17 protein-coding genes and 1 tRNA gene are annotated in these 22,885 nt (G+C 63.3%); 14 read left to right on the top strand and 4 right to left on the bottom strand.

Annotation, left to right across the window (positions count from 1 at the left end):
* Positions 1-189 precede the first annotated feature (189 nt).
* From AXA74_RS22125 to rpoC, 9 genes are all read left to right on the top strand, one after another.
* Positions 190-265, top strand: a tRNA-Trp gene (locus AXA74_RS22125).
* A 57-nt stretch (positions 266-322) separates the two neighbouring features.
* The gene (secE, locus tag AXA74_RS22120) at positions 323-703 is read left to right on the top strand and encodes a preprotein translocase subunit SecE (protein ID WP_029577169.1); all 381 of its coding nucleotides are present in this window, start codon (positions 323-325) and stop codon (positions 701-703) included.
* Positions 704-711: 8 nt separating this feature from the next.
* Positions 712-1,245, top strand: coding sequence for a transcription termination/antitermination protein NusG (gene nusG, locus AXA74_RS22115; protein ID WP_029577168.1), 534 nt, complete (start codon positions 712-714; stop codon positions 1,243-1,245).
* A gap of 59 nt (positions 1,246-1,304) precedes the next feature.
* Positions 1,305-1,736, top strand: a complete 432-nt coding sequence (rplK, locus tag AXA74_RS22110) for a 50S ribosomal protein L11 (protein ID WP_029577167.1) — start codon at positions 1,305-1,307, stop codon at positions 1,734-1,736.
* Between the two features lie 2 nt (positions 1,737-1,738).
* Positions 1,739-2,437 (top strand): 50S ribosomal protein L1, encoded by a 699-nt coding sequence (rplA, locus tag AXA74_RS22105; protein ID WP_029577166.1) that lies wholly within the window; start codon positions 1,739-1,741, stop codon positions 2,435-2,437.
* Positions 2,438-2,680: 243 nt separating this feature from the next.
* Positions 2,681-3,205 carry a 50S ribosomal protein L10 gene (gene rplJ / locus AXA74_RS22100; protein WP_029577165.1) on the top strand — a complete coding sequence of 175 codons (525 nt, stop codon included), beginning with the start codon at positions 2,681-2,683 and terminating at the stop codon, positions 3,203-3,205.
* 84 nt (positions 3,206-3,289) lie between these two features.
* Complete coding sequence (gene rplL, locus AXA74_RS22095) at positions 3,290-3,670, top strand: 50S ribosomal protein L7/L12 (RefSeq protein ID WP_029577164.1); 381 nt, start codon at positions 3,290-3,292, stop codon at positions 3,668-3,670.
* A gap of 161 nt (positions 3,671-3,831) precedes the next feature.
* A complete protein-coding gene (rpoB, locus tag AXA74_RS22090; protein ID WP_029577163.1) occupies positions 3,832-7,944 on the top strand; it encodes a DNA-directed RNA polymerase subunit beta in 4,113 nt (1,370 codons plus the stop codon).
* Positions 7,944-12,185 carry a DNA-directed RNA polymerase subunit beta' gene (gene rpoC, locus AXA74_RS22085; RefSeq protein WP_029577162.1) on the top strand — a complete coding sequence of 1,414 codons (4,242 nt, stop codon included), beginning with the start codon at positions 7,944-7,946 and terminating at the stop codon, positions 12,183-12,185. Before rpoB ends, rpoC begins: the two co-directional genes overlap by 1 nt.
* Before the next feature lie 132 nt (positions 12,186-12,317).
* Here the strand turns inward: rpoC and AXA74_RS22080 are convergent, their stop codons facing one another.
* Complete coding sequence (locus AXA74_RS22080; RefSeq protein WP_185843246.1) at positions 12,318-12,680, bottom strand: TssQ family T6SS-associated lipoprotein; 363 nt, start codon at positions 12,678-12,680, stop codon at positions 12,318-12,320.
* A gap of 214 nt (positions 12,681-12,894) precedes the next feature.
* Between AXA74_RS22080 and AXA74_RS22075 the strand changes: the two genes are divergently transcribed.
* Positions 12,895-14,079: a membrane protein gene (locus AXA74_RS22075; RefSeq protein ID WP_029577160.1), complete on the top strand. Its 1,185-nt coding sequence runs from the start codon at positions 12,895-12,897 to the stop codon at positions 14,077-14,079.
* A 6-nt stretch (positions 14,080-14,085) separates the two neighbouring features.
* Here the strand turns inward: AXA74_RS22075 and AXA74_RS22070 are convergent, their stop codons facing one another.
* From AXA74_RS22070 to AXA74_RS22060, 3 genes are read right to left on the bottom strand one after another with little or no spacing between them, the layout of a single operon-like run.
* Positions 14,086-16,389, bottom strand: coding sequence for a CHASE2 domain-containing protein (locus AXA74_RS22070; protein WP_032964622.1), 2,304 nt, complete (start codon positions 16,387-16,389; stop codon positions 14,086-14,088).
* Positions 16,390-16,400: 11 nt separating this feature from the next.
* On the bottom strand, positions 16,401-17,504 hold the full coding sequence (locus AXA74_RS22065; RefSeq protein ID WP_029577158.1) for a FecR family protein: 1,104 nt from the start codon (positions 17,502-17,504) through the stop codon (positions 16,401-16,403).
* A 52-nt stretch (positions 17,505-17,556) separates the two neighbouring features.
* Entirely contained in the window at positions 17,557-18,255 is a 699-nt protein-coding gene (locus AXA74_RS22060; RefSeq protein ID WP_032957244.1) for a response regulator transcription factor, read from the bottom strand.
* A gap of 275 nt (positions 18,256-18,530) precedes the next feature.
* On the opposite strand from AXA74_RS22060, the gene AXA74_RS22055 reads away from it, so the two are divergent.
* The 4 genes from AXA74_RS22055 to fusA all read left to right on the top strand — a co-directional run bounded on the left by AXA74_RS22055 (position 18,531) and on the right by fusA (position 22,809).
* Positions 18,531-19,244 carry a response regulator transcription factor gene (locus tag AXA74_RS22055; protein WP_029577157.1) on the top strand — a complete coding sequence of 238 codons (714 nt, stop codon included), beginning with the start codon at positions 18,531-18,533 and terminating at the stop codon, positions 19,242-19,244.
* Positions 19,245-19,674: 430 nt separating this feature from the next.
* On the top strand, positions 19,675-20,052 hold the full coding sequence (gene rpsL / locus AXA74_RS22050) for a 30S ribosomal protein S12 (RefSeq protein WP_005017264.1): 378 nt from the start codon (positions 19,675-19,677) through the stop codon (positions 20,050-20,052).
* Between the two features lie 165 nt (positions 20,053-20,217).
* Positions 20,218-20,688: a 30S ribosomal protein S7 gene (gene rpsG / locus AXA74_RS22045; protein ID WP_029577156.1), complete on the top strand. Its 471-nt coding sequence runs from the start codon at positions 20,218-20,220 to the stop codon at positions 20,686-20,688.
* A gap of 18 nt (positions 20,689-20,706) precedes the next feature.
* On the top strand, positions 20,707-22,809 hold the full coding sequence (gene fusA / locus AXA74_RS22040) for an elongation factor G (protein ID WP_029577155.1): 2,103 nt from the start codon (positions 20,707-20,709) through the stop codon (positions 22,807-22,809).
* The last annotated feature ends 76 nt before the right edge of the window (positions 22,810-22,885 follow it).

The following is a 22,885-nucleotide window of genomic DNA, read 5'->3' as shown; positions in this document are numbered from 1 at the left end:
TGTCGTCGCCAAGATCATCGCCTGACGTCTGCAAGCCTAAGGAAACGGGGCCGAAAGGCCCCATTTCCTTGTGCGCAAAAAACTTGCACACAGGCTTAAAAAAGTAGTACTATGTATGGTTCCGCGAGGTGCCATGCGAATTGCAGCGGTGTCTTGCATCAACCTTGCTGCAAATCAAGTGAAAGCCATAGGGGTATAGCTCAATTGGCAGAGCGTCGGTCTCCAAAACCGAAGGTTGTAGGTTCGATTCCTACTGCCCCTGCCACCACCCGCCGGAGAGTACCGCGAGTTGCGCACATACACGGCGGGCTCGTGTCGCAAAATGTCTAATACCAGCGTAGAAACCGTTACCAGTACCGCTGACCGGATCAAGCTCGGGTTGGCGGTTCTTGTCGTTATTGCTGGCATCGTTGGGTTTTCCGTGCTGAGTGCACAGCCCATGGTGGCCCGCATCGGCGTGTTTGTCGGCGGTCTGGTGATCGCGGCCGTCATTGCCTGGTTCAGTGAACCCGGCCGGCGCACCATCAGCTTCGCCCAAGAGTCGTACAACGAAGTCAAGCGTGTCTCCTGGCCCACGCGCAAGGAAACATTCCAGATGACTGGGATTGTTTTCGCGTTCGTCGCGGTGATGGGCATTTTCATGTGGGTGCTCGACAAGGGCATCGAATGGATACTTTACGGCCTGTTGCTGGGCTGGAAATAAGGACAGGCATGAGTAAACGTTGGTATGTCGTCCATGTGTATTCCGGCATGGAGAAAAGCGTACAAAAAGCCCTGAACGAGCGCATCGAGCGTGCAGGGCTGCAAACGTCTTTTGGCCGCATCCTTGTGCCCTCCGAAGAAGTCGTCGAGGTCAAGGGTGGTCAGAAGTCGATCACCGAGCGCCGGATTTTCCCCGGTTACGTCCTGGTCGAGATGGACCTGACCGACGAAACCTGGCACTTGGTCAAGAACACCAATCGGGTCACCGGCTTTCTGGGTGGCTCGGGCAATCGCCCGACTCCGATTTCCGAGCGCGAGGTCGAGAAGATCCTGTCGCAAATGGAAGAAGGCGTCGAGAAGCCGCGGCCCAAGATTCTCTTCGAAGTGGGCGAGATGGTCCGCGTCAAGGAAGGCCCGTTCGCGGACTTCAACGGCAACGTCGAAGAAGTCAATTACGAAAAGAGCAAGGTGCGCGTGTCGGTCACGATCTTCGGTCGTGCCACCCCCGTCGAGCTCGATTTCAGCCAGGTCGAAAAGACCTGATTTTCAACCCCGGGGAGCCCGCCGCCAAGGCAGGCGCTATCACCCGTTAGGAGCAAAGCATGGCGAAGAAGATCGTCGGCTTTATCAAGCTGCAAGTGCCGGCTGGTAAGGCAAACCCCTCTCCCCCGATTGGCCCGGCCCTGGGTCAGCGTGGCCTGAACATCATGGAGTTCTGCAAGGCGTTCAACGCCAAGACCCAAGGCATGGAGCCGGGTCTGCCGATCCCCGTGGTGATCACCGCCTTCGCGGACAAGAGCTTCACCTTCATCATGAAGACCCCGCCCGCGACGGTCCTCATCAAGAAGGCCGCCGGCGTGCAAAAGGGCTCGTCCAAGCCGCACACCGACAAGGTGGGCACGCTGACCCGCGCGCAAGCCGAAGAAATCGCCAAGACCAAGCAGCCCGACCTGACCGCTGCCGATCTGGACGCCGCGGTCCGCACGATCGCTGGCAGCGCCCGCAGCATGGGCATCACCGTTGAGGGGGTCTAATCATGGCTAAACTGTCCAAGCGCGCCGCCGCCATCGCCCAGAAGATCGATCGCACCAAGCTGTACCCGGTCGCCGAAGCCCTGACCCTGGTCAAGGAAACCGCCACCGCCAAGTTCGATGAGTCCATCGACGTGGCCGTGCAGCTCGGCATCGACCCCAAGAAGTCCGACCAGCTGGTTCGTGGCTCCGTGGTCCTGCCCGCCGGTACCGGCAAGAGCGTCCGCGTCGCCGTGTTCGCCCAGGGCGACAAGGCTGAAGCCGCCCGCGCCGCCGGCGCCGATGTCGTCGGCCTGGATGACCTGGCCGACCAGATCAAGGCTGGCCAGATGGATTTCGACGTGGTCATCGCCTCGCCCGACACGATGCGTGTCGTCGGTGCCCTGGGCCAGATCCTGGGTCCGCGCGGCCTGATGCCGAACCCCAAGGTCGGCACCGTGACCCCGGACGTCGCCACCGCCGTCAAGAACGCCAAGGCTGGTCAAGTGCAATACCGTACCGACAAGGCCGGTATCATCCACGCCACCATTGGCCGCGCTTCGTTCGGCATCGAACAACTGCAATCCAACCTGGCCGCCCTGGTCGACGCCCTGCAAAAGGCTCGTCCGGCCGCCGCCAAGGGTATTTACCTGCGCAAGCTCGCCGTGTCCTCGACCATGGGCGGCGGTGCTCGCGTGGAAATCGCTTCGCTGTCGGCCAACTAAGGCCGCTGGCAAACAGTACTTTGGGCCGCATCCGGGATTTTCGGATGCTGCTGTCAAAGACCGCTGGAGCGGTCCGTTGCAAGCACTGGACGGACGGCTTAATCCCGGAGCTCTCATAGGCCGGATCCAGCGTAGACGGCGTCCCCAGGAAGAATTCTTTACCCGAAGAACTCAACCAGGCGCCGCATTCGGTTGACGCGCAAGGCTCAGGCCCCAGGCGTCTTTTGATGGAGTGTTCAAACCGTGAGTCTCAATCGCCAAGAGAAAGCGGTGGTGATCGAGGAAGTCTCGGCGCAAGTCGCCAAGGCCCAGTCGATCGTTATCGCCGAGTACCGTGGTCTGGACGTCGCCTCTGTCACCGTACTGCGCAAAACTGCGCGTGAATCGGGCGTTTACCTGCGTGTTCTGAAGAACTCGCTGGCCCGTCGTGCGGTTGCCGGCACGGCTTTCGAGCCGCTGTCCGAGCAACTGACCGGTCCGCTGATCTACGGTATCAGCAACGACCCGGTCGCGGCGGCCAAGGTTCTCGCCGGTTTCGCTAAGAGCAACGACAAGCTGGTCATCAAGGCGGGCGCTCTGCCCAACAACTTGCTGAGCCAAGATGGCGTCAAGGCTTTGGCCACGATGCCCTCGCGCGAAGAGCTGCTCTCGAAACTGCTGGGCACCATGCAAGCCCCGATCGCGCAATTCGTGCGTACGCTCAACGAAGTTCCGACCAAGTTCGCCCGTGGCCTCGCCGCCGTGCGCGACCAGAAGGCCGCCGCCTGATATCAGGCGCGGCTTGCGGATCCTCGCTGAACGACAAAGCGACACCCAACCCTGGCATTACCCAATTTTGGAGTTCTAAAGAAAATGGCACTTAGCAAAGCTGAAATCCTTGACGCCATCGCTGGCATGACCGTGCTCGAACTGTCCGAGCTGATCAAGGAAATGGAAGAGAAGTTCGGCGTGTCGGCTGCTGCCGCCGCTGTGGCCGTGGCCGCTCCGGCTGCCGGTGGCGCCGCCGCCGCTGCTGAAGAGCAGACCGAGTTCACCGTTGTGCTGGCCGAAGCCGGCGCCAACAAGGTGTCCGTGATCAAGGCCGTGCGCGAGCTGACCGGTCTGGGCCTGAAGGAAGCCAAGGACCTGGTCGACGGCGCTCCGAAGCCCGTCAAGGAAGGTCTGGCCAAGGCTGACGCCGAAGCCGCCAAGAAGAAGCTGGAAGAAGCTGGCGCCAAGGTCGAAGTCAAGTAAACCTTTGCGTCATCTGCCCGGGGACAGCGCAGTATGCCGTCCCCGGGCTTTTGCGTTTCCAGGAAACCCCTCCTGATGGCTGGAGTTTTAGGGGTGTTTCCTGGAGTCGTATCACCTGGGGCCGTGGTTGACGGCCCATGCAACCTCGAGTCGGAGTGCTCATGCCTTACTCGTACACCGAAAAAAAGCGCATCCGCAAAAGTTTCGCCAAGCGTGAAGACGTTCAAAACGTTCCTTTTCTGCTCGCGACACAACTTCAATCCTACCTAACTTTCCTGCAAGCCGAGACCGCCACCGCGGAACGGGTTAATGAAGGCCTGCAGGCGGCGTTTTCGTCGATTTTTCCGATCGTCAGCCACAATGGTATGGCGCGCTTGGAGTTCGTCAGCTACGCGCTGGGCGAACCGGTGTTCGATGTCAAGGAATGTCAGCAGCGCGGCCTCACCTATGCCTCGCCGCTGCGCGCCAAGGTTCGCCTGGTGCTGCTGGACCGCGAAGTCAGCAAGCCTACCATCAAGGAAGTGAAGGAACAGGAAGTCTACATGGGCGAAATCCCGCTCATGACCAGCACCGGTTCTTTCGTGATCAACGGCACGGAACGTGTCATCGTGTCCCAGCTGCACCGCTCGCCCGGCGTGTTCTTCGAACACGATCGCGGCAAGACCCACAGCTCGGGCAAGCTGCTGTTCTCGGCCCGTGTGATCCCCTACCGTGGGTCCTGGCTGGACTTTGAATTCGATCCCAAGGACGTGCTGTTCTTCCGTGTGGACCGTCGCCGCAAGATGCCCGTGACGATCCTGCTGAAGGCCATCGGCATGACCCCGGAATCCATCCTGGCCCATTTCTTCGACTTCGACAATTTCGAGTTGAAGAGCGAAGGCGCCATGATGGAATTCGTGCCTGAGCGCTGGAAGGGCGAAATGGCCCGTTTCGACATCAGCGACCGTTCCGGCAAGGTGATCGTCGAGAAGGACAAGCGCATCAACGCCAAGCACCTGCGTGATCTCGCCAACGGCGGCATCCAGCGCATCTCCGTGCCCGAAGAGTTCCTCTACGGCCGCGTGCTGGCCAAGAACGTCGTCGACGCCGATACCGGCGAAGTGATCGCGCACGCCAACGACGAAATCACCGAAAGCGTGCTGGCCGCCATGCGCGCCGCCAAGGTCCTGGACCTGCAGACGCTGTACACCAACGACCTGGATCGCGGTCCCTACATCTCGCAGACCCTGCGCACCGATGAAACGGCCGACCAGACCGCTGCCCGCGTGGCCATCTATCGCATGATGCGCCCTGGCGAGCCGCCGACCGAAGAGGCCGTCGAGGCCTTGTTCCAGCGCCTGTTCTACAGCGAAGAAACCTACGATCTGTCGCGCGTGGGCCGCATGAAGGTCAACAGCCGTCTGGGCCGTGGCGATGACGCCAACGGTCCGATGACGCTGACCAACGAGGACATCCTCGAAACCATCAAGGTGCTGGTCGAGCTGCGCAACGGCCGTGGCCAGATCGACGACATCGATCACCTGGGCAACCGCCGCGTGCGCTGTGTCGGCGAACTGGCCGAAAACCAGTTCCGCGCCGGCCTGGTGCGCGTCGAACGCGCCGTCAAGGAACGTCTGGGCCAGGCCGAGACCGAAAACCTGATGCCGCATGACCTGATCAACTCCAAGCCGATCTCGGCTGCCATCAAGGAGTTCTTCGGTTCGAGCCAGCTGTCCCAGTTCATGGACCAGACCAACCCGCTGTCGGAAATCACGCACAAGCGCCGTGTTTCCGCCCTGGGCCCGGGCGGTCTGACCCGCGAGCGCGCCGGCTTCGAAGTCCGTGACGTGCATCCGACCCACTATGGCCGCGTCTGCCCGATCGAAACGCCGGAAGGCCCGAACATCGGTCTGATCAACTCGATGGCGCTGTATGCGCGCCTGAACGAGTATGGCTTCCTGGAAACGCCGTACCGCAAGATCATCGACGGCAAGGTCAGCGACCAGATCGACTACCTGTCGGCCATCGAAGAAAGCCACTACGTGATCGCGCAGGCCAACGCCGCGCTGGACGCCGAAGGCCGCTTCGTCGATGACCTGGTCGCCTGCCGCGAAGCGGGCGAAACCATGCTCACCTCGCCGGCCAACGTGCACTACATGGACGTGGCGCCGTCGCAGATCGTGTCGGTCGCCGCCTCGCTGATTCCCTTCCTGGAGCACGATGACGCCAACCGCGCGCTGATGGGCGCCAACATGCAGCGCCAGGCCGTGCCCTGCCTGCGTCCGGAAAAGCCGCTGGTCGGCACCGGCATCGAGCGCACCGTCGCGGTGGACTCGGGCACGACCGTGCAGGCGTTGCGCGGCGGCCTGGTCGACCACGTCGACGCCGAGCGCGTGGTGATCCGTGTCAACGACGAAGAAAACGTCGCGGGCGAAGTGGGTGTGGATATCTACAACCTCATCAAGTACACCCGTTCCAACCAGAACACGAACATCAACCAGCGTCCCATCGTCAAGCGTGGCGATCGTGTCGCCAAGGGCGACGTGCTGGCTGACGGCGCATCGACGGACCTGGGCGAACTCGCCCTGGGCCAGAACATGCTGATCGCCTTCATGCCCTGGAACGGCTACAACTTCGAAGACTCGATCCTGATCTCCGAACGTGTCGTGGCCGATGATCGCTACACCTCGGTCCACATCGAAGAGCTGACCGTGGTCGCTCGCGACACCAAGCTCGGACCTGAAGAAATCACGCGCGATATCAGCAACCTCGCCGAAACCCAGCTCAACCGCCTGGATGAGTCCGGCATCGTCTACATCGGCGCCGAAGTCAGCGCCGACGACGTGCTGGTGGGCAAGGTCACGCCCAAGGGCGAGACCCAGCTGACCCCGGAAGAGAAGCTGCTGCGCGCCATCTTCGGCGAAAAGGCCTCCGACGTTAAGGACACCTCGCTGCGCGTGCCCTCGGGCATGACGGGCACCGTCATCGACGTGCAGGTCTTCACCCGCGAAGGCATCGTGCGCGACAAGCGCGCCCAGTCCATCATCGACGATGAACTGCGCCGCTATCGCCAGGACCTGAACGACCAGCTGCGCATCGTCGAAAACGACCAGTTCGATCGTATCGAGAAGCTGCTGGTGGGCAAGACCGTCAACGGCGGCCCGCGCAAGCTGGCCAAGGGCGCCACGGTCACCAAGGCCTATCTGGCCGACCTGGACCGCTGGCAGTGGTTCGACATCCGCCTGGCTGACGAGCCGCATGCCGTCATCCTGGAGCAGGCCAAGGAATCGCTGGAGCAGAAGCGCCACCAGTTCGACCTCGCCTTCGAAGAGAAGCGCAAGAAGCTCACGCAGGGCGACGAGCTGCCCCCGGGCGTGCTGAAGATGATCAAGGTCTACCTGGCCGTGAAGCGTCGTCTGCAGCCTGGTGACAAGATGGCCGGCCGCCACGGTAACAAGGGCGTGGTCTCGCGCATCACCCCGGTCGAGGACATGCCGCACATGGCGGATGGCACGACCGTGGACATCGTGCTCAACCCGCTGGGCGTGCCGTCCCGGATGAACGTCGGCCAGGTGCTGGAAGTTCACCTGGGCTGGGCCGCCAAGGGCGTGGGCCAGCGCATTGCCGATCTGCTTCAGGACGAGCGCACCGCCCAGGTCAAGAGCATCCGTGCCTACCTGGAGCAGGTCTACAACACGACCGGCACCGGCGCGCGCATCAACGAGCTTTCGGACGACGAAGTCATCGAACTGGCCAACAACCTGAAGAAGGGGGTGCCGTTCGCCACGCCGGTGTTCGACGGCGCGACCGAAGAAGAAATCGGCATGATGCTCGAGCTGGCCTATCCGGACGAAGTCGCCAAGCGCATGCAGCTGACGCCTTCGCGCGCCCAGGCATGGCTGTTCGACGGCCGCACCGGCGAGAAATTCGAGCGCCCGGTCACCATCGGCTACATGCACTACCTGAAGCTGCACCACTTGGTCGACGACAAGATGCACGCCCGTTCGACCGGCCCGTACTCGTTGGTGACCCAGCAGCCGCTGGGCGGCAAGGCGCAGTTCGGTGGCCAGCGCTTCGGTGAAATGGAAGTGTGGGCGCTGGAGGCCTATGGCGCTTCTTACACCCTGCAAGAAATGCTGACGGTGAAGTCCGATGACATCACCGGCCGCACCAAGGTTTACGAAAACATCGTCAAGGGCGATCACGTCATCGACGCCGGCATGCCGGAATCGTTCAACGTGCTGGTCAAGGAAATCCGCTCGCTGGCCCTGGACATGGATTTGGAGCGTAACTAATGAAAGCGCTACTCGATCTCTTCAAGCAAGTCTCGCAAGACGAGCAATTCGATGCCATCAAGATCGGCATCGCCTCGCCGGAGAAGATCCGTTCGTGGTCCTACGGCGAAGTCCGCAAGCCCGAGACGATCAACTACCGCACGTTCAAGCCTGAGCGCGACGGCCTGTTCTGCGCCAAGATCTTTGGCCCGATCAAGGACTACGAGTGCTTGTGCGGCAAATACAAGCGCCTGAAGCACCGCGGCGTGATCTGCGAAAAGTGCGGCGTCGAAGTCACCGTCGCCAAGGTTCGCCGCGAACGCATGGGCCATATCGAGCTGGCCAGCCCGGTTGCGCACATCTGGTTCCTCAAGAGCCTGCCGTCGCGCCTGGGCATGGTGCTCGACATGACGCTGCGCGACATCGAGCGCGTGCTCTACTTCGAAGCCTGGTGCGTGATCGAGCCCGGCATGACGCCGCTCAAGCGCGGCCAGATCATGTCGGACGACGATTTCCTGGCCAAGACCGAGGAATACGGCGACGACTTCCGTGCCCTGATGGGCGCGGAGGCCGTGCGTGAGCTGCTGCGCACCATCGACATCGACCGCGAAGTCGAAACGCTGCGCGGCGAACTCAAGGCCACCAGCTCCGAAGCCAAGATCAAGAAGATCTCCAAGCGCCTGAAAGTGCTGGAAGGCTTCCAGAAGTCGGGCATCAAGCCCGACTGGATGGTCATGGAAGTGCTGCCCGTGCTGCCGCCGGACCTGCGTCCGCTGGTGCCGCTGGACGGCGGCCGCTTCGCGACCTCCGACCTGAACGATCTCTATCGCCGCGTCATCAACCGCAACAACCGCCTCAAGCGCCTGCTCGAACTGAAGGCGCCCGAGATCATCCTGCGCAACGAAAAGCGCATGCTGCAGGAAGCCGTCGACTCCTTGCTGGACAACGGCCGTCGCGGCAAGGCCATGACCGGCGCCAACAAGCGCCAGCTCAAGTCCCTGGCCGACATGATCAAGGGCAAGAGCGGCCGTTTCCGCCAGAACCTGCTGGGCAAGCGCGTGGACTACTCGGGCCGTTCGGTCATCGTGGTGGGTCCGCAGCTCAAGCTGCACCAGTGCGGCCTGCCCAAGCTGATGGCGCTGGAGCTCTTCAAGCCTTTCATCTTCAATCGTCTGGAGATGATGGGCCTGGCCACGACCATCAAGGCGGCCAAGAAGCTGGTCGAGAGCCAGGAACCGGTGGTGTGGGACATCCTCGAAGAGGTGATCCGCGAGCACCCGGTCATGCTCAACCGCGCGCCGACGCTGCACCGTCTGGGCATCCAGGCTTTCGAGCCGGTCCTGATCGAAGGCAAGGCCATCCAGCTGCATCCGCTGGTTTGCGCGGCGTTCAACGCCGACTTCGACGGTGACCAGATGGCCGTGCACGTGCCGCTCTCGCTGGAAGCCCAGCTGGAGGCGCGCACGCTGATGCTGGCGTCGAACAACGTGCTGTTCCCGGCCAACGGCGAGCCGTCCATCGTGCCGTCCCAGGATATCGTGCTGGGTCTGTACTACACGACCCGCGAGCGCATCAACGGCCGCGGCGAAGGCATCTTCTTCGCCGACGTGGCCGAGGTCCAGCGCGCCTACGACAACGGCGAAGTCGAGCTGCAGACCCGCATCACCGTGCGCCTGAAGGAGCACGAGCGTGATGAACAGGGCGAATGGCAACCGGTCATCCGCCGTCACGAGACGACGGTCGGCCGTGCCCTGCTGTCCGAAATCCTGCCGCGCGGCCTGCCGTTCACGGTCCTGAACAAGGCCCTGAAGAAGAAAGAAATCTCGCGCCTGATCAACCAGTCGTTCCGCCGTTGCGGCCTGCGCGACACGGTGATCTTCGCCGATAAGCTGATGCAGTCCGGTTTCCGCCTGGCGACCCGCGGTGGTATTTCCATCGCCATGGAAGACATGCTGATTCCCAAGGCCAAGGAAGTCATCCTGGCCGAAGCCAGCCGCGAAGTGAAGGAAATCGACAAGCAGTACTCGTCGGGTCTGGTCACCTCGCAAGAGCGCTACAACAACGTTGTGGATATCTGGGGCAAGGCGGGCGACAAGGTCGGCAAGGCGATGATGGAACAACTGGCCACCGAGCCGGTCGTGAACCGCCATGGCGAAGAAGTGCGCCAGGAATCGTTCAACTCCATCTACATGATGGCTGACTCGGGCGCCCGGGGCTCGGCTGCCCAGATCCGCCAGCTGGCCGGTATGCGCGGCCTGATGGCCAAGCCGGACGGCTCCATCATCGAAACGCCCATCACCGCCAACTTCCGCGAAGGCCTGAACGTACTGCAGTACTTCATCTCGACGCACGGCGCGCGTAAGGGTCTGGCCGATACGGCACTGAAGACCGCGAACTCGGGCTACCTGACCCGCCGTCTGGTCGACGTGACGCAGGACCTGGTCATCACCGAAGTGGATTGCGGCACCTCGCACGGCTACTCGATGAAGGCCCTGGTCGAAGGCGGCGAAGTCATCGAACCGCTGCGCGACCGCATCCTGGGCCGCGTGGCCGCCATCGACATCGTCAACCCGGATACCCAGGAAACCGCGATCACCGCCGGCACGCTGCTGGACGAGGATCTGGTCGACCTGATCGATCGCCTGGGCGTGGACGAGGTCAAGGTCCGCACGCCGCTGACCTGCGAAACCCGCCATGGCCTGTGCGCGCACTGCTATGGCCGTGACCTGGGCCGTGGTTCGCACGTCAACGTGGGCGAAGCTGTCGGCGTCATCGCCGCCCAGTCCATCGGTGAACCGGGCACGCAGCTTACGATGCGTACCTTCCACATCGGTGGCGCGGCTTCGCGTTCGGCCCTGGCCAGCGCCGTGGAAACCAAGTCCAACGGCACCGTCGGCTTTGCCAGCACGATGCGCTACGTGACCAACGCCAAGGGCGAGCGCGTGGCGATCTCGCGTTCCGGCGAACTGGCGATCTACGACGACAACGGCCGCGAGCGCGAACGCCACAAGATCCCGTACGGCGCGACCGTGCTGGTGGGCGACGGCGAAGCCGTCAAGGCCGGCACGCGCCTGGCGACCTGGGATCCGCTGACCCGTCCGATCGTGTCCGAATACGGCGGCGCCGTGCGCTTCGAGAACATCGAAGAGGGCGTGACCGTGGCCAAGCAGGTCGACGAAGTCACGGGCCTGTCCACGCTGGTCGTCATCACGCCCAAGACGCGCGGCGGCAAGACCGTCATGCGTCCGCAGATCAAGCTGGTCAACGAAAACGGCGAAGACGTGCGCATCGCGGGCACCGACCATGCGGTGAACATCTCCTTCCCGGTCGGCGCGCTGATCACGGTGCGCGATGGCCAGCAGGTGGCGGTCGGCGAGGTGCTGGCGCGTATTCCGCAAGAATCGCAAAAGACCCGCGACATCACCGGCGGTCTGCCGCGCGTGGCCGAACTGTTCGAAGCCCGTTCGCCCAAGGATGCCGGCATGCTGGCAGAAGTCACCGGCACGGTTTCGTTCGGCAAGGACACCAAGGGCAAGCAGCGCCTGGTCATCACCGACCTGGAAGGTGTGAGCCACGAGTTCCTGATCCCGAAGGAAAAGCAGGTCCTGGTGCACGACGGCCAAGTGGTCAACAAGGGCGAAATGATCGTCGACGGTCCGGCCGACCCGCACGACATCCTGCGTCTGCAGGGTATCGAAAAGCTGGCGACCTACATCGTCGACGAGGTCCAGGACGTCTACCGTCTGCAGGGCGTGAAGATCAACGACAAGCACATCGAAGTGATTGTTCGTCAGATGCTGCGCCGTGTGAACATCACCGATCCGGGCGATACGTCCTTCATCCCGGGCGAACAGGTCGAACGTTCCGAACTGCTCAACGAGAACGATCGCGTGATGGCCGAAGAGAAGCGCCCGGCCCATTACGACAACGTTCTGCTGGGCATCACGAAGGCCTCGCTGTCCACGGACTCCTTCATCTCCGCGGCTTCCTTCCAGGAAACCACCCGCGTGCTGACCGAAGCGGCCATCATGGGCAAGCGCGACGACCTGCGTGGCCTGAAGGAAAACGTCATCGTGGGCCGCCTGATCCCGGCCGGCACCGGCCTGGCCTACCACCTTGCCCGCAAGGACAAGGAGGCCCTGGAAGCTGCCGAGCGCGAAGCCGCCCGCCAGCAGGCCAACCCCTTCGAAGACGTGCCGGTATCGGCCGGCATCGATTCGGATGGTCCGCTGTCGTCCGATGGCGAGACGCCGGCCGAATAAGCCGACGTCGCGGCCCCGGCCGCAAACGGGAAACTGCCGGCCATGTGCCGGCAGTTTTCTTTTGTGGTCCGCGATCCATAGAAAAAGCCAGCCCTAGGGGCTGGCTTTTTTGCTTGCCTGCCGAATGCGGGGTCAGCGCGCCTGTTTGGCGCGTTTATAGGCCGGCCCCCAAACGGGATGGCCGATTTCTGCGGGCGTCAATTCAAAGCTGGGGTCGATAGCGAGGATGCGTGCAAAAGCATCCTGGCACAGCTGGGGATAATTGCTCACGCAATAACTGAAGGCCTGCAGCTTGAGGGCTGGTATCTTCACGCTGGCCGGGGCGGTGGCCAGGTCGTCCGACTTGGCGACATAGCGGATCACCTCGCCATAGCGACCGGCCTGGTAATTGGCTTGCACCATTTCCAGTGCCTGTTGCGCGGCAGGGGTGGGCGGCAGCTCGGCGGCGGTTCTGGGCCCGGTGCAGGCGGCAAGGCCGCAAGACAGCACGAGCATGCCAAGCGGAAACAGTTGGATGTTTATACGTTTCAACTGGAATCTCGATCAGGGGACGAGGTAGTTTATGCTTGGCGTCGAACTCCTGCAAAGGAGTCCCGATCTGGGTGGCATAATACCCAATTGTCGACAATCTAGTGTGTGATTTCCGTGCGGAAATCTTTCAGGACAAGTCGTGGCCGCGGGCATTTTCCGCCGCGCATATTTGATTGAAATGTCTTTACCAGCCGGTCCATCAATGTCGCGCAGTCCGTTTGCCGGCGCTGCCCCGTTGGCCCACAGGCCATTGAACGCCATTGCCGCCACGGCAGGCGGAGGTGTTCCCGAAGCCCGCATCAAGCGGCTGCTGGGCGAATTGTTCGCGCCCCTGCAGGCCTTGCACGACAGAGGCCGTATCTGCGGCGATATCACGACGGCCTCGGTCGGCCTGGACGAGAACGGCAGGGCCCACTTGATGGCGGTCGACACCCAGCCGCGCCAAAGCGAGGGCGCGGCGCCGACGACGGCCGCGGGCTTTGCACCTTATGAGTTCTACCTGCAGTCGGCCCAATGGCCGCGCGGCCCCTGGAGCGACATCTATAGCCTGAGCGCGGTGGCGCATTCCCTGATTACCGGGGACCTGCCGCCGCCGGCCATGGAGCGCATCGAGCACGACGGCTACCAGCCCCTGGCCCAGCGCGGCCTCAAGCGCTATGACGCCGACTTCCTGCGGGCCATCGATGCCGGTTTGGCCCTGCGTCCGCTGGACAGGCCGCAATCGGTAGCCGATTTTGCCGACAGCCTGGCGTTCGCGCCGGCGGTGGATAACACCGAGCTGGCCACCATTCCGCCCATCGAACTGCGCGCCGCCTTGCCACGCACGGACTATGTGCCGGTGCACCCGGCGACCTCGTACACGCGCCGCATCGTGCTGGCCGGGGTGCTGCTGCTGGCCGCGGCCGGTGTGGGTCTTTACTGGTGGGAACGTCTTTCCAGCACCGCATCGCCGGTGATCGCCGGGTCCCAGCTGGTGCCTATCGTACAGGCTCCCGCGCCCCGGCAGCCGCCCGTCGAGGCGGCCGAGCCTCCCGCGGCGCCGGCAGCCGCGCCACAAGCCCCCGCCGCGCCCGCCGAACCGAGCGCACCGGCGGCCAGCGAGCCGGCCACCGCCTCGCCCGGCGAACTGCTGCAGGCGCCCAGCGCCGCGGTGGCCCGTGTCGCCGTGGCCGTCCATATCCAGCCCTGGGGCGAGGTCTGGGTCAATGGCGTGAACCGCGGCATCTCGCCGCCGCTGCGCGAACTCAAGCTGGCGCCCGGCAAATACAGCGTGGTGGTGCGCAATGCGGATCTGCCGCCTTATCGGACGACGCTGGAGGTCAAGGCCGGCCGTCCAGCCGGGATCCGCCATACCTTCCCCTGAGACGCTTCAGGCCGGCTGGCTGGGCAGGCGCAGCAGGAAGGTCGAGCCCTGACCCGGCGTGCTGCGCACTTCGGCCCGGCCGTGGTGCCGCTCGGCCACGGCGCGTACAAAAGCCAATCCCAGACCGGCGCCGCCAGCATCGGCCTGCACCGCCGACCCCACGCGGGTAAAAGGCTGGAAGACCTGTTCCAGCTGGTCGGCCGCGATGCCCGGCCCCTGGTCGGCAATACTCACCACCCACTGCGCCGCGTCGCGCCGGATGTCGCAGCGGATCTGGCTGTCCTTGGGGCTGTACTTGATGGCGTTGTCCAGAAGATTGGACAGTGCGCGCCGCAACAGGGTCTGGTCGCCCATCACGAAGGCCGGCACCAGTGGCTCCTGCAGCGCGATGGCGATGCCGCGTGCCTGGGAAGGGGCCCAGAAATCATCGCAGACTTCGCGCAACAGGTCGGCCAGGTCCAGCGGCACCGGGTGGATCTTCATGGACTCGGCGCGGGTCAGCTGCACGAAGCCGTCGACCAGGTGCAGCGTGCGCCGCGACAGCTGTGCGATGCGCTGCAGGGTCTGGGCCTGATCCTGGCTGGCCGGATCATTCTCGTGCATGGCCACCAAGGCCAGGATGGAGTTCTGCGGCGCGCGCATGTCATGCGAAATAAAGCGCAGCGTCTCTTCGCGCTGGCGTTCGGCATGCCGGATGTCGCTGATATCGCTCAGCGTCAAGATGGTGCCGACGAATTCGCCTTCGCCTGAATGGATGGGGGCGCACTTGAAGATCACGTCTCGCCCGCCGTGCACGCGCGTCTCGACATCGGCGCTCCAGCCCGAGCGTGGCGGCTTGGAAGCGGCCTCCTGCATGAAGGCGGCGATGCGTTCGCGCGTGCTATCCGAGGGCAGCAGGGGCGTCAGGATTTCGCCGAGCTGTTGTCCGGCATGCGGCGCGCGCCGCTTGAGCCGCCGGAAGAATTGCGCGGCGGCGCGATTGCGGAATTGCAGGCGTCCCTCCTGGTCGAAGACCAGCGTGGCATCGGGCAGGCCGTTCAGGCCATCCGTCAGGAACTGGCGCAGATTGCGTACCAGGGCCAGCGCCCGGCGGAACTGTCCCAGCCTGTCCTCGACCGAGCGGTGACCCAGCAGCAGCGAGGCCGGGCGTCGGTCCAGCACCGGCGCATAGTCCCTGCGCAGCCGCTTGAGTTCGTCGTCCATATAGCGCAGCACCGCTTCCTGGCTGCGCCAGCTCCAGATCGGATAGCAAAGCGCCAGGCTAAAGAGCGCGGCCGAGGGGGGGAACCATATCTGTCCGTAGCGCAGCATCAGCGCGGCGCCCGGCAGGATGAGCACCAGCAGCATGCCATTGAGGGCCAGCGACAGCTTGGGCGAACCGTGGCGCATCACCAGGCATAGCAGCAGCACGGGCAGCGCGGTGGCGAGCGCGTTCTCCCAGGACGCGGCGGTGCGCAAGGAGCGATCCTCGTTGGCGGCCTGCAGAAGATTGGCCAATATCTCCATGCCCGCCATGCCGTTGGCGCGGTGCGATACCGGCGTGGGGAAAGTGTCGGTCAAACCGGTTGCCCAGGAACCGACGATGACATATTTGCCTCGGAACCGGCTGGGCGGCACGCGGCCTTCGAGGACATCCAGATAGGGCACCATGGCGTAGTGGCCCGGTGGTCCGGCAAAGGGGATCAGGGCCTCGCTGTCATTCCTGATGTTGGCGGCGAAGCGGCGGGCCTGGTCGGCCTGGCCGCCCGCGCGCAGCAAGGCAAGCGAGAAATGAGTCCAGCGGTGGCCGTCGACGGTGCGCTGCCAGGCCGTGTGGCGGACCACACCGTCCGCATCGACCGGGATGTTGATAAAGCCCATGTCGGCGGCCGCCTGGGCCAGCATGGGGATAGGCGGCTGGTAGCCTGCGGGCGCGTCCAACTTGTCCAGGACAATGGGCAAGACCACTTTGCCGTGGGCACGCATCGCGCGCGCCAGGGTCGAATCGGCGGCCGGGTCGGTCTGGTCGGCTTCTGAGAAAATCAGGTCCAGCCCAACTGCGCGCGCCTCGTGCAGTTTGTCGATCAGGGCGGCATGGACCTGGCGTTTCCAAGGCCAGCGGCCCAGCATGGCGATGCTGTTGTCGTCGATGGTGACCAGCACGATGTCGGCCTGGGCAGGCCGGCCGATCAGTGACAGGGCGCGGTCATACAGCGTCTGGTCGGCGCGGCCCAAGCCCGTGAAGGCGCCCAGCAGGGCGGCCAGCAAGGTCAGCAGTGCCGTGAGGATGAAGCCCGAGCGGGGTGTGAGCGCGCGTCGATCCGCTGGCATTGCCTGGCCCGTCAATAGTCTTGCAAGGTGATCAGACCTCCGCTGCCGCTGGCCACGGCCTGGCCGTCACTGCTCAATAGTGCCAGGGCGCCTTCAAACGGCTGTCTTGCCTCGTAGCCCGCCAGGCCGGTCTGGTCCACGGCGCTGACGTTCACATAGTAGGTGCCGGGGCCCGGGGCCGTAAAGCGGATGTCCGGCGCGGTGAAACGCTGGGCCGAGACCACGTGCATGCCTTGGGCGTCGCGCGATACCCGCACGTCGTAGGCCTGCGCGCCGGGCACGGGCGACAGACTGCTGGTCCAGCTGCCGCCGTTGCGTTGCGGCGTTCCCAGCAGGGGGGCGGCCAGCAAGGGCTGCACGCCGAGCAGGCTGCCGTCGCCCCCGACGCGGGCGCCCTGGCCCTGGCCCACCGTGACCACCTGCGCCGGCGCCTGGCCGCGCGCATGGGCCTGCACCCGCACATTGCCTTCCAGCACAGCCTGGCTGGCGCCGTCGCGGCGGGCTTCGACGCGGAATCGCGTGCCGCGCACCCCTGTGACGGCCACGGGGGCGCGGATCTCGAAGCGCCCCACGCCCGAGCCTTCCGGCGCGACCCGCGACTCCATCGAGCCTTCCTCGACCGACACCACGGTATCTGTGATCGGCACGCGCTCGAAGCGCCGCAGGCGCTGCAGTTGTACGGTGCTGTTGGGTGGCAGGGTGATCTCGCTGTCGTCCGAAAGGCGCACGGTGACGAAGCCGCCCGCGCCGGTCGACAGCACGCCGCCCTCGGGCAGCGGGCTGCCCGGGCTGGCCTGCTGTCCATTGATGCTGGCGCTTCCCGCCACGTTGACGATCTGGGCCGTGCCCGGCACCTCGGGAATCATCGCAAGAGGAATGCGCAGTTCCATCGCGACCGGCAGGGCCAGGGTGTCGGCGACCTTGTTCAGTTGCTGCAGCGCTGGCCAGTTGCTTTCCTTGCCGGTATACGTCGTGGCCAGGCCGATCAGGGTATCGCCAGGACGCACCCGATGAATGAAGTCTTCGTTCAATGTGCCTGCAGGCTGAGCCTGGGCCGTGCCGGCGGCCAGGGCAATGCTCAGCGCCAGGGACGCATGCCGGATACTCCGGTTCATAGCGACGCTCCTGTGTGAAGATGCGCGCGCGGTTGCTTTCCGCGCTTGATCATTAATTGGACGGTTCGGTCACCGTTTCCAGGCGATAGCCCAGCGCGTAGGAGGAGGTCAGGCGCAGGCCGTTCTGGGGGCGCAGCTGCAGTTTCTGGCGCACATTGGACAAATGGGTGTCCAGCGTGCGCGAGGTCGGCGGAATTTCCCGGTTCCACACGGTCTCCGCCAGCAGGTCGCGCGACAGCAGGCGGCCGATATTGCGCAGGAACAGCAGTGCCAGTTCATATTCTTTGGGCGCCAGCGTGACGGACTCGCCATGCAGCTCGATGACCCGGCGCGCCGGATCGACGTGGTAAGGGCCCACGTCAAAGGGCGGACTGTCCTGCGCGGCGGGCTGCGCGCGGCGCAACAAGGCGGAAACACGGGCCAGCAGCTCGGCCGGGCGCAGCGGTTTGACGATGTAGTCGTCGGCGCCGGCCTGCAGTCCTTGCACCAGGTCTTCTTCCTGGTTGCGGCTGGTCAGGAAAATAATGGGCAGGCCCATGCCGTAGCGCGAACGCAAATATCGCACGACCTCGTCGCCGTCCATGTCGGGCAGTTGCCAATCGACAAGGATCAGGTCAAAGGTTTCATTGCGCAGCGCCGCCAATAAATCCTGGCTCTGCTGAAAGCTGCGGCACTCATGGCCGGCATGCTGCAACAATTGCTGTATTTGCCGGGCCTGGTCCAGGTCATCTTCTAATGAGGCGATTCTCATGGGCCGTGTTTCTGAAGGGTTGGGGCCAGTGATTTACCGGCCTGAGAAAACCGTCGCGCAGCGACTCCTCTTACCCCTTCATCATAACCGCTGTCATATCTTGTCCAGTTTTCCGAAAAGAGCGATGAAATAACACTGTTAATCATTGCAAAATTGACGAAGTTTGACTCGCGGGCGGGCGCAATAGAGCGTCACACTATCTCCAATCGCATCAAGGTCTGCTGTTCCGCATACCCGGGGTGCGTAACCACCTAACGGTGAGATAGGGCCTGGTCATGAAGCAATTGAGCACTTTAATCATGGTGCCGGATTCAGCCAGCCGCGCTCGGACCATTTCGGTGCTGCTGCAAGCTGGCATCTCCACAAAGGGTTGTTCCACGCCGCTGGAACTCTTCGGCATGCTTAATGAAGAGCACTACGACATCGTCGTGCTCGATGTGAGCGTATTGGGCGAACTGGGTTTCGCCCTGATCGCGCGTTTGCGCGGCTCCTCGGAGCTGGGTGTCATCGTCAAGGGCGAGGACATGCCGGTCGAGACGCGGCTGCGCTGCCTGCAAAGCGGCGCCGACGCCGCGCTGGCCGAACCGGTCGACGACCGGGAGTTGGCCTGCGTGCTCCTGGCGCTGGCGCGCCGCCTGCCGGTCTGGCAGGACGAGCCTGCCGGGGACCTGGGCATGGAGTTGATGCCCTCCGGCAAATGGGAACTGCGCGACCAGGACTGGACCCTGGCCGCGCCCACGGGCGCCACGCTGTCGCTTTCGTCCAACGAAAGATTGATCGTGCGCGCGCTGCTGCAGGCCGAGGGCCGCGCCGTCAGCCGCGGCGCGCTGGCCGACGAACTCAGCGCCGATGGGGCAAATGCCCGCATGACGGGTGCGCGCAGCATCGATGTCGTCATCAGCCGCCTGCGCCGCAAGGCCGAACTGGCCGGCCTCATCCTGCCCATCCGCACCGTTTACGGCAGCGGCTACCTGTTCGCCCACGCCTAGGATGCGGCCCCGATAAACCGGGTCGCCGCCTGCGCGCATTTTTTGCGCACGGCCTTTGACAGCGGTGGATAACTAAGTTAAGCTAAAGGGCTTACTGCTTTATGCGCGCGCAAAGTACAGGTGCTGCGGATTGAGCAAGACTGCCGGATGCGTCACGAGTTCAGGCAGTTTTGTCCGCACCCACCCGCACCAGGGGCCCGCCTTGCCATCTTCCGGTGGCTTCGGCGCAGCGATGCCTGTGTGGGTAATAGCAGTGAAACAGGCATCTCTCACACTCTGCGCGCTTGTCTGCAAGACCCGCTCTTTTACGTCACCCACGTCAGAGGCGGTTTTGCGCAAACTGCCTCCGCCAGGCGTCTTAGCATCAGGCGTCCGGAGGACATAGTACGTAAGTACTTACCAGTGGTACGTAAAAGGGATTTCAAAGGTCATGCCTACCATTAGCCAACTCGTGCGCAAGCCGCGCGAAGTCAGCATCATCAAGAGCAAGAGCCCCGCGCTGGAGAATTGCCCCCAGCGCCGTGGCGTTTGCACCCGTGTCTACACCACCACCCCCAAGAAGCCGAACTCCGCTCTGCGTAAGGTTGCCAAGGTGCGTCTGACCAACGGTTACGAAGTCATTTCGTACATCGGCGGCGAAGGCCACAACCTGCAAGAGCACTCGGTCGTCCTGGTGCGTGGCGGTCGTGTGAAGGACTTGCCCGGTGTGCGTTATCACATCGTGCGCGGCTCCCTCGACCTGCAAGGCGTCAAGGACCGTAAGCAAGCCCGCTCGAAGTACGGTGCCAAGCGCCCGAAGAAGGCCTAAGCCTTCGACGCAGTACCCCGGTTGCGGGATGTCCCGTAGCCCGGAAAGTGTGCAGCTGCGCCAGTGAATGCTGGAATAGTGTGCAGCACGTAAGGGGTCATTCTGGATGGATGACCATGGCCGTGCGAAAGCGCGGTTCAACTGAACAGACACAAGGAAGCAAAAATGCCCCGTCGTCGCGAAGTACCCAAGCGCGAGATCCTGCCCGATCCCAAGTTCGGCAGCGTCGAGCTCGCCAAGTTCATGAACGTTGTGATGCTGGACGGCAAGAAGGCCGTCGCCGAGCGTATCGTCTACGGTGCCCTGGCCCAAGTCCAGGCCAAGACCGGCAAAGAGCCGATCGAAGTGTTCACGCTGGCCATCAACAACATCAAGCCGATCGTCGAAGTCAAGAGCCGCCGCGTTGGCGGTGCCAACTACCAAGTGCCGGTTGAAGTGCGCCCCGTGCGCCGCCTGGCCCTGGCTATGCGTTGGCTCCGTGAAGCCGCCAAGAAGCGTGGCGAAAAGTCGATGGATCTGCGTCTGGCTGGCGAACTGATCGACGCCTCCGAAGGTCGTGGCGCCGCAATGAAGAAGCGCGAAGACACGCACAAGATGGCCGAAGCCAACAAGGCCTTCAGCCATTTCCGCTGGTAATTTAAGGATTAACCCACCATGGCCCGCAAAACCCCGATCGAGCGCTATCGCAACATTGGTATCTCTGCGCACATCGATGCAGGGAAGACCACCACGACCGAACGCATCCTGTTCTACACCGGCGTCAATCACAAGATTGGCGAAGTGCATGATGGCGCCGCCACCATGGACTGGATGGAACAAGAGCAAGAGCGTGGCATCACCATTACGTCGGCGGCCACGACGGCGTTTTGGCGCGGCATGGCCGGCAACTATCCCGAACACCGCATCAACATCATCGACACCCCGGGACACGTGGACTTCACCATCGAGGTGGAGCGTTCCATGCGCGTCCTGGACGGTGCCTGCATGGTGTATTGCGCCGTGGGCGGCGTGCAGCCCCAGTCGGAAACCGTTTGGCGCCAAGCCAACAAGTACGGCGTGCCGCGTCTGGCCTTCGTGAACAAGATGGACCGTACCGGCGCCAACTTCTTCAAGGTCTACGAACAGCTGCGCACCCGTCTGCGCGCCAACCCCGTGCCCATCGTGATCCCCATCGGCGCCGAAGATTCGTTCACCGGCGTGATCGATCTGGTCAAGATGAAGTCCATCATTTGGGACGAAGCCAGCCAAGGCACCAAGTTCGACTACGCCGACATCCCGGCCGAACTGCAAGCCGCCGCTGATGAATGGCGCGAAAAGCTGGTCGAAGCCGCCGCCGAATCGTCCGAGGAACTGATGAACAAGTACCTCGAAACCGGTTCGCTGGAAGAAGCCGAGATCAACGCGGCCATCCGTCAACGCACCATCGCCGGCGAAATCCAGCCGATGCTGTGCGGCACCGCCTTCAAGAACAAGGGCGTGCAGCGCATGCTCGACGCGGTGATCGACTACCTGCCCTCGCCGGTCGACATTCCGCCGGTCGAAGGCACCGATGATGACGGCAACGAGGTCAAGCGCAATGCCAACGACGCGGAGAAGTTCTCGGCGCTGGCGTTCAAGCTGATGAGCGATCCCTTCGTCGGCCAGCTGACCTTCGTGCGCGTCTACTCGGGCGTCCTGAAGTCGGGCGACACGGTCTACAACCCCATCAAGGGCAAGAAAGAGCGTATCGGCCGCATTCTGCAGATGCACGCGAACAACCGCGAAGAAATCAAGGAAGTTCTCGCCGGCGACATCGCCGCCGTGGTGGGTCTGAAGGACGTGACCACCGGCGAAACGCTGTGCGACGTCGATTCCCATGTCACGCTGGAACGCATGGAGTTCCCCGAGCCCGTGATTTCGCAGGCCGTCGAACCCAAGTCGAAGGCTGACCAGGAAAAGATGGGCCTGGCCCTGTCGCGCCTGGCCCAGGAAGATCCGTCGTTCCGCGTGCGCAGCGACGAAGAATCCGGCCAGACCATCATCTCGGGCATGGGCGAGCTGCACCTGGAAATCCTGGTCGATCGCATGAAGCGCGAATTCGGCGTGGAAGCCAACGTCGGCAAGCCCCAGGTGGCCTACCGCGAAACCATCCGCAAGGTCTGCGAAGAAGTCGAAGGCAAGTTCGTCAAGCAGTCGGGCGGTCGTGGCCAGTACGGTCACGTGGTGCTCAAGGTCGAACCGCTGGAGCCCGGCGGCGGCTACGAGTTCGTCGACGCCATCAAGGGCGGTGTGGTTCCTCGCGAATTCATCCCCGCCGTGGACAAGGGCATCCAGGAAACCCTGCCTGCAGGTATCCTGGCCGGCTACCCGGTCGTGGACGTGAAGGTCACGCTGTTCTTCGGTTCGTACCACGACGTGGACTCGAACGAAAATGCGTTCAAGATGGCCGGCTCGATGGCCTTCAAGGAAGGTATGCGCAAGGCCAGCCCGGTCCTGCTCGAACCGATGATGGCTGTTGAAGTCGAAACGCCGGAAGACTACGCTGGCAGCGTGATGGGCGATCTGTCCTCGCGTCGCGGCATGGTCCAGGGCATGGACGACATGGTCGGCGGCGGCAAGATCATCAAGGCCGAGGTTCCCCTGGCCGAGATGTTCGGTTACGCCACCAACCTGCGTTCGCTGACGCAAGGTCGTGCCACGTACACGATGGAATTCAAGCATTACTCCGAGGCTCCCAAGAACGTCGCTGACGAAGTCATCGCCGCTCGGGCCAAGTAAATAACCGTCGCCGCGACCCCATGATCCGGGGCGCGGCAAATATCCAAGTTTCCTTGAAAGTTAAAGGATATAGATC

Source organism: Bordetella hinzii LMG 13501 (assembly GCF_001548475.1).
In the GTDB taxonomy this organism is placed as follows: Bacteria; Pseudomonadota; Gammaproteobacteria; order Burkholderiales; family Burkholderiaceae_B; genus Bordetella; species Bordetella hinzii.
This window is presented reverse-complemented; position numbering and strand designations above follow the sequence as displayed.